The sequence below is a fragment of the Psychromonas sp. SP041 genome, assembly GCF_000470315.2.
Lineage (GTDB): Bacteria > Pseudomonadota > Gammaproteobacteria > Enterobacterales > Psychromonadaceae > Psychromonas.
Genome location: NZ_CBRF02000003.1, coordinates 1 through 15,482 on the forward strand (window position 1 = coordinate 1; position 15,482 = coordinate 15,482).

Here is a 15,482-nt window from a genome sequence, read left to right on the forward strand (position 1 = left end):
GTAATAAGGTGTATCAGATAATGATACTTGTGATTGGCGAGATTGAGTCATAATAAACTACCTCCTAAATGCAAAAACACGCATTTATAAAAGATAGTTTAACGATGGCAATTATTCAAATAGATGGCTGTCCAGATCTTCTTCTAACCGTAGTTTAAAGATGAAAAGAAAAGGCTCACGCCAACCAGAATGAAACCAGCAAAGGACACGAACTTATAGTTCGCTTGGTTGTATTTTTTATCATTGGTATTCTGGTTCGCAACTCATCAGGAGCATGGTTTTAATCCATAGCTCGAATATATGTCAGAACGGTTTATTCAATAAACCCATTGAGTCAGTCATCGCAAGCGAGTTAATGAGGAGTATTTAAGGTTATAAAGTCTGACGAATATGAAACTATTTTCGTGTTCTGTATTAACTCGTCTTGACTACGAGAGAGCGTCCATATATGTCCAGATCTTACTTATATATCCAGTTTCACTCCATTGAGAAATATTAAGAAAAAGTCAAATCACCTAGTAAATGTACCTTACCTCCTAAATTTTTAAATTGAGTAACAGAAATAACATTGACCTGAAAAGCTTCTTCAAACGGTTCGAATATATCTTCATATACAGCAATTGGCTTTGCAAAATCTTTTAGAAAAGCCTGAAACCCCATTTTCACATCAATTTTTTTTTCTTCAAACCTAAGTATCTTAAGAATAATTAGATCTGTAACTCCTGTTTGAATAACCGCTCTTTTTTTTACAGCATCAACAAGTAGTGTATTTTTAGATATTTCACATTCTTTGTCATTCATTTCTATAATAAATAAATTTTTTGGATTACTACGTTGAACAAAACAAAACAGTCCATAGGTATCTTCATCTGATTCTCCAACAAATTCAAAATCAAAAAAAATGTTAGAGTTTAGTTTAGATTCTATCTTACGGATTTCACCATCTATTATTTTCATATCAATATTTTACCAGGTTTGGATTAAATAAGATCACATTTACACCGCCATCAGCTTGAGTTGCAGGTGCAATAATACCATTATAACCACTTTTTTCAGCATATATCCCAAGAGGATTAGTGACTTCATACCTCCACTCGACGGTCCCCCCTGTTCTAACTAAATCATCTAACGAGACGCCTAATTCATTCCGAACTAAAGGATTTGTTAAATCTAATAACCCATCAATTTTCACATCATAATAATTATTTACTAAACCTTCAATTGAAGAGCCATTTCCGATAAACTCAGAATTTACGATTCGTTGAGATGAGCCCAAATATAATCCGCCTTGACCAGCACCTGTGTATCGGTGAACAGCCTTTTCGACATTAAAAATGGGGTGAATTTCAAGAGGGTCTCTTCCTAGCGGCACAGAGCGATATAATCCACCTTCAAAAGTCGAAATAGTTTTACTTAAACTTCTAGCAGGTAATGAAGCAACACCACCAACCCCGGCTAAAACATAATCACTACCAACCTCTCCTGCTTTAACAAATTCATTTACATCAGCAGTTTCCCATGCATTTGATAATAATTCATTATGTTGAGCCCAATCGCTACTTACTCCGTCTGCTACCCCATTAATCCGAGCGTTCATTTCACCCGCTGAACCTATACTTATGCCAAGTGGTGTTAGTATTAATGCATCTGGGAAGTAATTAACAGCATCAACAACCACATCAAATGCACTTCCTATTGCACTATCTACGGCATATAAAGCCTGTTGAGGATTAGCAATTGAATATTCAACTGCCCCCGTAATAGTATCACCCGCTTTTTTAGTGACGCCTCCGATATATCCAAACGATGCGTATAACCTATCACCTGCAGTAACATCTTCTTTAGCGCACAACCCTAAAGGATCGACCCAGTTCACTGGGTTTGGTGCATATTGGTAATGATTTATCCCACCTGCTAATCCAATTGGATCTTGATGGATAAATCGTCCTTGTTTCGGGCAGTAATATCTAAAATGGTTATAGTGTAAACCTGACTCGCTATCAAAGTATTGACCCTGAAAGCGTAATGGGTTTTCTATATTATTTTTCTTTTCTGGCTCAAGGCTATCTTGCTCTGTTTTAGCTTTAGCTTCATCACCAAACAAGTCACCTTGGTTTTTCCAAACTATCTGTTCGTTTTTATCAGTTAAACAAACTGGCGTGCCTAATTGGTCAAGGTGGTAATAATAGATCTCATTACCTTTGATTAAAGCGACAGGTAAGAAACTATTGGGTAAGTAGATATACCAAGTGTATTCACCGTTACTGACTTCACCAATAAGTTGATTACCATCCCAAATAAAATCAGTACGGCCTGTCTCGGTTATTTTAGCGCTACGTCTTCCTAGTGCATCGTATTGGTACTGGTAGAGCTTATCATTACTGTTAATTTGACGTAGTTGGTTCAATCCATCAAAACTACGTTTTTGAATCAGGCCAGTAGCAATACTGCTAATTTGGTTGCCTGATTTGTCATAGCGATAATCAACACCTGCGGAACATAATAGGCGATCATTTTCTATGCGCGTATCACGCTCTGCTTTTGCAACGGTTTGATCCACTTCTGGGTTACCAAAAGCATCCCATTTATAGTGTTCTGTTTGTTGTTTTGAAGGTTGTGAGGATTCACATACACTACCGACTAGCTGACTTAATTTATTATAAGTAAACGTACGCACGGTTTGCGGTGCGGTTTTCTGTTCAGTGTTAGTATCCAGCTCACTCTGAGTGTGTTGTGCTTTTTCATTGCACTGCGCACTTTCATCAGACTGTGTACTTTCATTACATTTAATTAACTGGTTTTGTTTATCGTATTGATAATCGCGCTGTTGCTGATAACCCTTTTTACCAACCCAAGACTGTCGTGTTAATCGCGACTGTACATCATAGTGTTGCTCAAGTGTTATGCCATTACCTAGCGCTTGTTGAGTTATTTGGCCCACTGCGCTGTATTCTAATGCAAGTAATGCAGTTTCCTGTGACTCACTTTGTACGTTTAAATGGCTGAGTTGCCCTAACTCGTTATATTGATAATCAAGCTGCTTACCATCAGGTAAGGTTAATTGGCTACGCTGCCCTTTATTATTGAACTGATAATCAAGGATCCAATCACCTTGCTTGCTTTGACTCACCTGTCCATTAAGGTGGTATTGCTGTTGCACAACGCGGTCACTGTTATGCGCTAATGTAATGCGTCCGATAGCATCATATTGGTAAAAATTGTGGCTATTAAAATTGAGTTGTTTGTTGCCATGCGTGGTAAAGCTATGTTGGTCTACAATGTTGCCTAAGCTATCACGTTTAAGCTGAATGATACGTTCGTCAGCATCATTCACTGCAATCAGTTTATCGTTATTATCATATTGATAAGTTTGTGCTCTTCCATCGAACCCAACGAGCTTAGTCGGTTTCTCAGTGGGACTGTATTCAATTTTGTAAGTCGCTTCATCGCTGCGTTCAATACCGATTAAATTACGCTCTTTATCGTATTGATAGTTTAACCAACTACCATCAGCAAAGGTTTTTTTAGTGGGTTGAGCAAGGCCACCGTAACCATAATGGGTACTGTCACCATTTGGGCTCACGATACTTGTTAAACGACCGGCATTGTCGTAAACATAACGCGTAATAACCGCACTGTCGGGGAAGGTTTTAGCCGCTGTTGCTTCTGCTTGTGGGTAAGACAATTGTTGCGTGATTTGCCCTTGTTCATTACGTTGGTATTCTGTAATTAAATCTTGTGCATCACAAATGGCATTGAGGTGACCCAGTTTGTCATAACTGTAACGAGTTAAAGCTTCGCCTGTTTTCTCAGCCAATAATTCGCCGCTATCATTCCACTGATATAAGGTGCGTTGACCATCAGGCATTATTTTTTCACTAAGATGCCCTTTGTCATTATATTTATATTCGGTGATTTGACCGTCAGGTTCAGTTTCACTCAGTAAACGCCCCGTTGCATTAAAGTGGCGTTTAAATTGGCGACCAAGCGCATCAATAGTAACAATTCGTTTACCGAAGGCATTATAAATATATCGAGTGATACTATCATCGGCAGCAATCTGTTGGACGAGTTGTCCCGCTTGATTGTAACCAAAGGCCATCGTTTGTCCCATGGCATCAGTAGTACTCACTTTTCGGCCTAAGTGATCGTATTGATGCTCCGTTTTATTGCCGTTAGCATCAATGAATAACGTTAATAGTTTTTGCTCATTATGAAAATACTGCTCTGTATTGCCTAGGCTATCAGTACTGGTGCTTTTATTGCTTTCAAACGTAAAGTGATAATCATAAGTGTCGTCATCACCCCATTGGCGGCAACATTTTGCATGTTCATCATCACCATTCCAATCAAAGTAATGGCTAAAGCCTGAAGCTCTAATACGTTGCTTTAACAATGCGCAAGCGGTGTATTTATATTGTTCAGCTAGTCCGTTGTTATCAATAGCAGCAATTAAGGATTGTTGATCATTATATTGATAGCTAGCTAACACCTTGGATTGAACCGATAACTTACCTTCGGCCCCCATTAAATAAGGGACTATTTTAGTAATATTGTTATCACTGTTGTAGCGTATCATCACCCCTCTTTCAGGCGTGATCATGATACTAATTAAACGTTTTTTATGATCGTAAACAAGACTGAGACCATGCCCGAACTCATTATTAATACTGGTTAGTAGCCACACATCATCTTCTTTAGTAAAACACCAATGGCTCCCATCAGGACGAATTAATATTTGTTTTAACTCACCATCATGCAGTAATGCAAGGCCAGCACTTGGCTGATAACTGGTTTGTCCTCTTTTTACTTTATTGAAGTGATGGGTCGTTCCCTCTTCATCAACCAGCTCAAACCAATAGGTGCCTGGTTGTTTTGGTCCAACTTTAGGGGGAGCTTGATAACAATCAATTAACTGCAAACTAAAACTATGTCGCCAACCGTAACCAAGTCCTGTATTTACTTTTATTTTTGAAGAGCGGTATAAACGTCGCCAAATTAATGGGAATAAACCTGGTAATTCAACATCTTGTAAAGACAGAATCTCTTCACCCGATAACATGGAAACTGGGTCACCACAGGTTGCATGCCCTTCTGTTGGTACATCAGATGTTTCTTTGCTGACAGCATTACCTTCAACTTTTTTTTCTTCTGTTTCTTTACCTTCATTGGATACACCAGCAGCAGCCACCATAGCGGCTCCAACTATTTGGCTCCAAGTATCAGTTGACTGAGGCGTATTATCTTTTGCAATCTCTTTAAACACGGTAATATTTTTTTGTTTAATAGCACTTTGTAATGCCCCACCCAACACCCTCATTTCAACGGGGTAAGGCATATTAACCAATGACTTTGCATAGCTCAGTAAACTAGGTGATGCATAGAGAGGAGCAACCAAGCTTTCGACAAGTGCTTTTATATCGCTATCACTGGTTAATGATAAAGCGCTATAACCATTAGGAACTGCGCTGCCTTTTAAGTTTAAAAGATAGCGACCATTGCCTACGATATTAAATATATTCATTTGAGCCATTAATGTTTAATCCTTGCCTGTCCATGAATACAAATTAACTGCTTGGTACAACCTTTCTGAGATTGTGAGCTGTAATGTATTGCCAGTGATATAGCCATGCTGATAAGCATGATAAAGGTGCATAAAATGATAAAGACCGGAGACACAGCCGACTTCTCCAGAAAGTAATCCAATTTGCTTTAATTGTGTTGTTCGTGACATGTGGCCTGAAAGCCGGCCGTACGCGTCAATCCAAGCGTCTGAAGTATTATCTAAACCATTTGAAGGTGTATAAAATTGATTAATAACACCATTATTCATGCTCGATTTTAAATAATTAGCAATATCATAAAATAATGCGTCCACCGATTTATTCAATTGCCAAACGGTAGCGCGATCGCTTTTAGCATATTCAATATTGAGACCTTGTGAAGATTGACTAATGCAAGTGAGAGCAACAGCCTCAGAAGGCATTATTCCTCTTCCTGTTTCAGGTGTAATACATACATTACTTTCTAATAAAGTATCAAGTTCATGAAAGTAACTGTCTACCGCTATAAAGCACACTGTAGTGACATCAGATGACGCAATTATCGTTTGCATTGCGCCAAGCGCCATCACGATGGCACTGCTGCCAAAGGGGAAAAACTGTGTTTTTGCGTGACCAAATAATTCAGGGAAATGCGTTTTTAACTGACCTGCCCACTCAATTAACTGTTGGTTATCTTCAATCGCGAGCTCAGGTAATAACCAAAATATGGGCGTGATATTAAAATCGATCTTAGATTCAGCTAATATTTGTTCGATAACAGGTTTGAGTAGCTTAATAATGCGATCTAATTTGTTATCGCTTTGCAGCTCAGCAAAAGCGGCAGGGATCTGCAAACCACTTTCGGTAGTGTAAATAGGTAAACTAATCGGTAGCAAGTCAATAGCAAGTGCACTATCACTGTCTGGCGTTATGCCAAGCTTTAATACCGAATGAGACAAAACAAAACTCACAATACCACCTCAGGTTGCGCATAATATTCAACATTATTATGTAGAAGTAATTGATTTTTACTTTGTGGTTCTTGATGAGTAAAGTGCAATGATGCAACACGGCGATGTACTTGGCTACCAAAATGAAATACATGCGCTAAGTGACGTTCGCTGATACTTTGTCCCATTAAAATTCGGGAACCAAGTGAATTGATAAGCGATGACTCATAAAGGTGCAGTATTTTAGCGCCATAATAGGTTAAGTCCTCAATACGCTCAGATTGGTTACTATTAGATTCAACTTTATCAGGGATAATCAACGCTAATTGGTCGCCTAATAAAATGTTCAAACTCTTATACGCATCTTCTGTATAGTTTTTATCTTGTAAATAACGGGCTAACAATGGAATAAATTGACTATAACCACTCAACGCCATCACCTTTATGATTAATTTAGTATGCTGAGTATCAACTGATAATAACTCAACGACCTTTCCAATCTGTTCAACAGACAAACGCACTACATATAATTCAAATAACTCGCTGTTCAGATAATCTAATTTGATAAAATCAGTAATAAAGTCAGTCGTCAGTTGACTCTCATTTTGCAGCGTTTCCTGTAATACAGCGATATAAAGCTGAGTAAGCGAAGATACTTTATTATTAGATATTTGAAAGCGATGAAGTGTTGGCCACTGTTGTCGGTAATAACAAGTAAGCAATTGATTATTAAGTGTTAACTCAGAGTGTTCAAGACTTAAGGGTAGATCATCCACTTTCATGAGCAATGCAAATTTAGAGGCCAATGGGTGAAATTCGCTTGTTTCACATTGATATAACCACTCAAGAGTTAGCCCTGCGTTATTATGAATAGTCGCATTCAACTGCAACAGTAAAAACAGTTGATTAATGGAATATGAATTATCTTGTTGCAGTGCTAACAATGCAGTTTTTGGTTGAGCCTCAGCAAAGAATGCATGATTTTTTTTAGCAAGCAAACGCGCACAGGCTAATAACTGTAATCGGTTTTTATCAACGTTACTTTTGTATGCATAATCGGCGTTAATATATTGCTCACGTTGCGCAAGCAATTCAGTTAATAAGCTCATTGAAAGCACATCCAAACAACAGGCGTCCAACAAATAGAGGTATGTTGGGAGGTATCAGTAGTCATCATTTAGCTTAACCCACCAATACGGTTGGATTGCCTTCCATTATTTTACCGCCATGTACAGTGGCATCACCTAAACGCGCGATGCCTTTACCATTAACAGTGACAGTGGCTGAGCCTGCAGCAATTGCATCAGGGGGTCCTTCACATAAACATTTATCGCCAATTAATGCCACTGGTAAACCACCAATGAATACATTAGCCGCCCCCGCGACAATAGGCCCACCGACATGCGGCTTTTTAGCCGTTTTGTTGGGGCACATGTGATAACTTGAAATAGTTGCTGCTGGTTTACCCATTATTATCAACTCCTTGCTTCATGTATTTATGCTCATAAAGCATTTTAAATAGCCAAATTTCTTATATTAAAATAAAGCCAAATCATTATTGAAAAATAGGTTCATCTTGTACATATTCAACATCACTAGGAAGCCTATCAATGACAATTTGAATGATTTGTTCAAAATTTTCTTTAGTACAGAATAACGCGCAAGTGAAAGCAGGGTGGTATGCTTTTAAATATACAATCCGGCGTTTTTTACAAATATTGACTTTAGTTATATGTCGCTCATCATCTGCTCTATCGTCATGCCAATAAAAAGGTCTATACAGTACCTTTTCACCGTCATCGACCCAGGGCTTCATGAAACTTAAAAGCAATACAGAGCCAGCACCCAAAAGATATAAAGGGTTAATGACAAGAGCAACAATCACTAAAATAACCGCAATGACTCTCATAAAGGCCATAAATTTTCTCGGATCTTGTCTACCATAACGAAAGCGAGGATAAACTTTTAAATTATCGCTTAGAATACCGGATTTAGTTAATTTATATGCCACATGATGATATTGACTGCGAGAGATATAATAAATCGGGGCAAACATCATAAAAGCAAAGATCGAAAAGCTTAACGTCATAAAGCTAAAACCAGTACAAAGAATAATAAATATAGGGACTGCTAATATTTTAAGATGAAAAGCCCAAGGCCCAGTTTTCCACATAAAAGCGTTTTTAACTTCCCATTGTGCCAATGCCTCTTCTGACTCTAACTTATCAACATCTTCTTGGGTCCATTGACCATAAGCTAAAAAATCATCATAGCTTATATAGTCAGGGCGGTTAATTATTTTACTCATTTAATACCTTTTAAAATCACACTAAAATTACGTAGGCAATGTAGCGTTCATACTTATGACAAACATTGCCTTATGTTACTAAACTATGCTAATAAATTATGTTAATAATCTATGCTAATAATCCATCGTAAAAAAACGTAGAATCACTCTCTTCGATGATATCGCTAACTGAAGGTAATATCCTAATAGGGTTGATAGCTTTGTTCCAGGAAGTGTTTTTCCCGCTGTAACCACATTCAATATTTTTACCTAACGAACTTGCAGGTAAATCGATATCAAAACTCCAGCACATATTTTTATCTGGATTGATAATTTTAAGCCTAAATTTTGCAAGACTCGTTGAATATTTGGCTAATGGTAGAGGTAATAATCCCATAAGCGATGCTTGGGGGTGTTGTTTAGCCGAATTGTTCTCTATATTTTCTAAAAATTTAGCATCCTTTTTATTAGGTAGGCCTTGTTCTAGCAGAGTGTTGTAATCAGCGCTACTTAACCAAATTACATCTATATCTTCCAATTGTTCATTTACTTTTTGGTGTGGAAGGTACCCCATCGTATCGGATATTTGAGCGACTTCGACGCTACAATCAAGTTGTGGTAACTTAATTAAGAGGTAATATCCCGTTACACGTTTATAAATTGATGGTGTGTTAAAATTTATCACCTCTTCTTCAATAAACGTTGGTCTAGCAAAAACATTAGGAGCATACAGTAAAAATAAAAGTTGCTGATATTCCTCGTCGACACTCCAACCTTTTGAGCTGTCTCCGTAGCGACTATAGTCGAGCCATATTTCAATATCACTTCGTCGAAAATAATCTAATGCAATCGTACTTACTATATAAACAGCACCTAACACAGCAAATACAGGCACAGCCCAAGCAAACCCAGCTATTGCACCTACACCTAATAGCGTCGAATAAATACCACTAACAGTAGATGCTGCAAGTGTTGAAATTTTAATAACGGAAAGTGTTTTCTCAAGTTTATTAAGCTTTTCACTCCTCCCGCCAAATGTATCATGCCAAAGTGGCACAAACTCAGTCATGGTTGCGATGATGGTAAAAACACCTAAGACGGAATAAAATATTTTAGTGCGTTGTAACAAGGTAGTTAACTTCTTATTGTTAAAATATTCTTTAGCATCGGCTGTGGAGATTTGAAGTATTCCTCTAGTGTTTACACCCACAGATAACCTGATTTTATTGAAATAAGTTTCATTCTTAGGGTTAAAAACCTTTGAGTCCATCACTAAATCAACTAATTGACTGCTTGAAGAAGCCATTAATAAACTTAATGCTTGCCCTAAATAAGCCACTGCGCTTATACCTGCGTAGGTGGCGCGTACGCTATCAGTATCTTTAGTTAAAGATAACTCTAACTCTTCTGGTAAACAGCTTAAAAAATATTCTGTATTAATAATATTTAGTATAATGAAACCGACTGTTAAGCCTTTTCCAATTTTTCTTACAGAAGCTTCGTCCATTTTACTTGTAATCAATTTTTGAGTGGCTGCTTGAACAGCAGCGTTATTGTCTGATTTACTAGGTAAATATCTCGCAGGAAGAAAACCTAACAGAGCCATTCTTTTATCTTGGAAAGCATTGACTTTGAGGCTAAAGCGTCGATATCTCTTACCCTCAGCCTTTATTTTTTCATGAAGTTCTTTTTTACTCGGAGCAGCCTCAGAAACTTCAGTCCAATGACTCTTCATTTGAGCCTCATATGCCTTTATGTTTTCTAAAACCTCTAGCTTTAAGTTTTTATATTTATTAATATTATTAGTTATTGCCTGTCTTTTTGAGAGCCATCTATTCATTTGTTTATAAAATTTACTATTTTGATTTAATCCTTTCGAGTCAATCATTGCATTGAGTAAATATAATTTTTTAGTGGCAAATATATCTGTGCTGGATCCTGTCTGAATGGCTATACCTTGTAATAAAGATAATCCAAGAGATTTCCACTGTTTATTAGCCGAAAGTAATGCTTTATGTACAAGACTACCTCTACTAGTCAATTTAGAATGCCAATCATTAATAAGTTTTTTGGCTTCCCCAGCTGCTTCCATTGCATCATTAGTGACTAATAACACATCAGCAGAACCTTTTATGAATTGACTTTGTTTTACTTCTGATGTTGATTTATCTGTCTCTTTTATTTTATTTGATATTTCATTTTTATGTATTAACGCTTCATCATCTATTAATTTTTGGTGAGTTTCTAATTGTTCATTTAAAACACTTCTCAGTTCCAGCTCAAACCCTGTTAAAAATACAGACAATATACAAACAGGTGAATAATTAAGAGCGAAAATTTCCTTCTTAAGTAGACTCATTTTTTTTGTATCTAAATGTGGAAGGACAACCTCAAAACAATTATTAAAGCATTGAGTAGCTAGATATTGATCAAAAGCAATAGTGGTATCAAGTCCAAACTTTACGATTCCATCGACTGGAATGGCAAAGAGGCTGTTGTATAATTCATTAACTCTGGGTTCAATTAAGTCAATTAAAAATTGATCATGCTGCAGGTGTTCCGCAAGTTCTTTTTGTGCCCTGTTTCTGTCTGCATAACGTCTTGCATTTGCGTTTAGAGAGCTCTGACTTGCCCACTTTTCGTAAGCAGTTTGATCACGGAAAAACTTTCTTTCAAACATTTCTTCTTTTTCTTTGCTTAGCTGACTGCTATATTTTTCACCATTTGGTAAACGAAGATATTTTTCCATGAAAAACTGTTCTTGTGCTTCAAAAATACCAGTAATAAATTTTATGTTAGCTAATTGATCTTTCTCGTCTGCGTGTGAAAGTTCAAAGTTTTTCTTACCGGATATGTAATTCTTTTTGTTTGAATAGTAATTAGTTAAATCTTTATTAAATTCTTGAACTAATACGTCGTTCCCACGGATATGCTCAGGAAGTAAAGTATCATCTACGGTGCCGCTACAAAAATCAATAACCGCTTGAGCTGTCGCCCTCCATTCCATTTCACCTTCTAGTGTTGTTTCATAAAGGTGTGACTCTAAATATTTAATTTGAGATGTCATATCATTGATATCAGACCAAATATCATCTAATGCGACGACTCTTACCGTTTCAGTTTCTGCAAGCTTGTCTAAATAGCTTGCTGTAGATTTAATTGGTTGGCCAATGATGGATACGTCACCTGCGACACGCGTTTTAACTGAGGGTGTAGCTAAAGGGAATAAAGCTTTATCTTTATCGCCAATATCAGCAACAGATTCTAAAACCTCGGTAGCTAATCCAGTATCAGAACCGGTAAGTGTTGAACAAGTAACTTTACGTGCACCTACTACCTCTCGTCGTTTTTTACCTGATTTAGTATTCCCTCTAAACTCTTCAAGTAATCGCCAACTCCAGCGAACTTGTGAAAACATTAAATGTAGTACAGAGCTTTTAGGAAACTCTATATAAGGTAATGGAGAAGTTGGTTCTCCTCGATCTTCATTGGCTTTTTCAGCTACTTTACTGCCAAATATATAACGTATGAACTGACTACCTTTAACTTCATATTCATACATTGTTTCTCCAACTTCATCCCAAACGTATAACCAACCATCCGTTAATTGTCTTAAAGTGTAACTATTTTCTGATAATGCTTTTTTAAAATAGCCACCATTGAAGTTACCACTTGTAGGTAGGTTATGTTTATCTTTACATTCTCCTTCATTTTTTACTAATGAATGCTCTGTATCACCTTTTTTAAGCATCAATTGAAATTCATCTAATGCGTATCTTACGGGGATTAACTGTACTAAATCAGGAATATCGTCATCTGTTATTTGCTTTGATAACACTAAGACAGAGCTTTTAACCTCCTGTAATTTTTTTACTGCAGGATTATTAAAAACTCTAATTTGGGACACGAGCAAAGAACTCATCTCTAATGATACTGCAATAGTGTCCATCATATCAGTTGGTGACACACAAGTTGGGTGGTCATTAACGTAGGAATATAATCTTTCTATTGTCCCATCATCTAAACCTTCTACAAACTGATCTCCAGTACTACTATTTGGCCTAAAATCTTTTAATGGAGGTTCTAAAAACGGGTCATCCGGTTTATGCTCTGCTTTATAAACGAGATAATACTGTCCTCCTTTATATAGAATAAGGCCTCGACAACTATTTCCGGATTGATTAACACCTTTAAGATTAAAAAAATCCATCATTAATTCAACGAAATAGCGGCGGCTTTTAGCGAAATAGCCGTGCCGTTAACAGTGATATTAGTGCCTTTAATATCAATAGCACCACTACTGCTCATGGTTATAGATGCACCACCTGCTGTTAACACAATTTCTGTGCCTGCTGTAATATTGAGTGTTTTACCTACATCAATCGTTTGATTATTAGCAATGGTTGAAGTGTCATCATTATTAACTTGCGTAATGCGGTTGTTACCGACTGTATCGGTCTGGTTATTTTTAACGTTTAGTTCGTGATCTTTTTCTGCTTGAAAAAATAGCAGCTCTTTGCCTTTTTCATCTTCAAAACGTAATTCATTAAAGTTACTCGCCGCACCTTGTTTAGTGCTATGCGATTTGATGCCACTTTGTGTTTTTTTATCAGGCAGCGTATAAGGAGGCATTAAATCCGCATTGTAAATTGCACCACTAATGATAGGTTGATCTGGGTCGCCATTAATAAAATCAACTAAGACTTCTTGGCCGACTCTCGGGAAGAAGAAAGCGCCCCATTTATTACCAGCCCAGTTTTGCGCTACACGTATCCAACAAGAACTTTTAGAGTCATTTTGACCTTCTCTATCCCAGTGAAACTGTACTTTTACGCGACCGTATTTGTCGACGAGAATTTCATCACCCGCATCACCCGTCACAACAGCAGTTTGTACGCCGTTAATAAGAGGTTTATTTCTTAATGCGGTTGGTCTGTATGGTGTATCGCTAGGTACACATTCAAAACTGTTACGGTAGACATCACCACCAAACTGGCTCGCACCCGTTTGATTTGATTGTGTTGCTTCTGTTCGCATTCCTGTAATGAGGAAGCTTTGTCCTATGTAGCGGGAATCTTCATGCTTAGTAAACGTAAAAGTTTTACCGACGCCAAAACTTCTACAGTCACTTTGGCCTGAGGATTTGAGCATATCTTTTTGTAATGCTTCTAAGCGTATGTCGGCAGCAGGTTTTGCACGTTTATTATATTCTGATTCACCAATGTAATCGTAAATTTCATATTTTTCTTGCGATGGCATTGATGCTTTTGCATTGTCACCAGACGGGAATTTTTTGGGTTGTTTAAAGTCATAACCTTTTTGTAAGAAAGCACCATTGACCATACTTAACCCACCTTGCCAGCTAGCGACATGTGGAACAGACAAAGAACCTGAATTGCACTCTACTAAACTCTGCTCACATTTTTCGTAAGCTGTTGCAGAGTCGACCAATAATAAGGTATGAGAAGCGTCAGTATGTTCAAAATAATAGAAGATGCCTTCGAGTTGTAATAATCGACTTACAAAATCGAGGTCTGACTCTTGATATTGAACACAGTAATCATATTTAGGATAAGAAGAAGTCGTTAAATCTTTGAATTCAACGTTATGTTGACCGAATAAATCAGTCACAATTTCAATCACAGATTTATTTTGGTAAATACGACAGTTACTGCGTTTTTTCATAAAAGCAGCAGTCGGTTGAATCGTTAAGTAGTAATCTAGGTAATCTTCATCATCGCCAGCCGCCGCGGTACGAGCACCACTACACTCAACATAACTCACTACACCGTGAAAATATCTATCTGATAATGAAAACAGTAGTCCTTCTCCACCTTTCAGTTTAATACTGACAGGTTGACCAATAAGGTCATCTAAAGAAATTCGGGTACCGATGGTGTACATGGAGGCAGAAATAGAAAACAGTTGAGAGATTGCTTCCTGAGCTGAAAAACGAGTTAAATAAAGTACATCTTCACCGAGTGGTGTTGAGATGCTGATGGTATTGTTTAATTGTGTCGCTTTTTGCATTCTTGGCCCTAACGATAAAAATCTGACAAGTCTCTAAGAGCAACAATAGTGTTGCTCTTAGAGTCTTAAATCAACAAAATTACATTTGTTGACCTTTAACACCGCTGTAACCGTAAACTAACGGTGCAGTAATGTTATTTTGATCGTCTGTTGGAGTAACAGTCATCATCATTTCAGTGTAGCTGATTGTGATGTGTTCAACTGGACGGTCGCCTTGAACAGATACGCTGTAGCTTGAAATCATTGCATCTGTTAATTCGATTTTCATGATTTCTTCAATTTTATCACCTTGTTTAGTGATATGAAAAACAGCTGATTTACCTTTACCAATTGTTGCTTCTTTAAAAAGGTCTGGTGACGCACTGTCTTGTAGTTTAGTGATTGTTACATCGCCTAAACGAGTAGAACTTGCTTCACGGTCTTGTGCAGTACCAGTGAATGAAGATAGTTCACGGCTAACATTCCAATCTAAAGAAAGAACAGTAATTAAATCTGCATATTCCTCAGCAGTTGTTTCGCCTTTGATTCCTTCATAATTTAAATAAGTATTTGCTTGCATTCAAATGTCCCTTATACATAGGTTTTATAAAATATTTTAAAGAAGTAGTTGAGTACATTTAAAGCATAAATTTACTGTAAATGTTTTAACAACAAATGACTTCAAACAAAAAC

Annotated in this window: 9 protein-coding genes; all 9 read right to left on the reverse strand. The window is 37.2% G+C overall.

Going from position 1 to position 15,482, the window contains the following annotated elements; translation table 11 throughout:
- Positions 1–495: 495 nt before the first annotated feature.
- Positions 496–957: a hypothetical protein gene (locus tag SP041_RS02510; protein ID WP_137297356.1), complete on the reverse strand. Its 462-nt coding sequence runs from the start codon at positions 955–957 to the stop codon at positions 496–498.
- Position 958: 1 nt separating this feature from the next.
- A complete protein-coding gene (locus SP041_RS02515) occupies positions 959–5,533 on the reverse strand; it encodes an RHS repeat-associated core domain-containing protein (protein WP_137297357.1) in 4,575 nt (1,524 codons plus the stop codon).
- 6 nt (positions 5,534–5,539) lie between these two features.
- A complete protein-coding gene (locus tag SP041_RS02520; RefSeq protein ID WP_137297358.1) occupies positions 5,540–6,514 on the reverse strand; it encodes a hypothetical protein in 975 nt (324 codons plus the stop codon).
- Complete coding sequence (locus SP041_RS02525; protein ID WP_137297359.1) at positions 6,511–7,602, reverse strand: hypothetical protein; 1,092 nt, start codon at positions 7,600–7,602, stop codon at positions 6,511–6,513. Before SP041_RS02525 ends, SP041_RS02520 begins: the two co-directional genes overlap by 4 nt.
- Before the next feature lie 73 nt (positions 7,603–7,675).
- Positions 7,676–7,963, reverse strand: coding sequence for a PAAR domain-containing protein (locus SP041_RS02530; protein WP_137297360.1), 288 nt, complete (start codon positions 7,961–7,963; stop codon positions 7,676–7,678).
- Positions 7,964–8,048: 85 nt separating this feature from the next.
- Positions 8,049–8,801 carry a hypothetical protein gene (locus SP041_RS02535; protein ID WP_137297361.1) on the reverse strand — a complete coding sequence of 251 codons (753 nt, stop codon included), beginning with the start codon at positions 8,799–8,801 and terminating at the stop codon, positions 8,049–8,051.
- A gap of 109 nt (positions 8,802–8,910) precedes the next feature.
- A complete protein-coding gene (locus tag SP041_RS02540) occupies positions 8,911–12,990 on the reverse strand; it encodes a toxin VasX (protein WP_137297362.1) in 4,080 nt (1,359 codons plus the stop codon).
- Positions 12,991–12,992: 2 nt separating this feature from the next.
- Positions 12,993–14,810 (reverse strand): type VI secretion system tip protein VgrG, encoded by a 1,818-nt coding sequence (tssI, locus tag SP041_RS02545; protein WP_137297363.1) that lies wholly within the window; start codon positions 14,808–14,810, stop codon positions 12,993–12,995.
- Between the two features lie 79 nt (positions 14,811–14,889).
- The gene (locus tag SP041_RS02550; RefSeq protein WP_025564954.1) at positions 14,890–15,369 is read right to left on the reverse strand and encodes a type VI secretion system tube protein Hcp; all 480 of its coding nucleotides are present in this window, start codon (positions 15,367–15,369) and stop codon (positions 14,890–14,892) included.
- Positions 15,370–15,482: the final 113 nt, after the last annotated feature.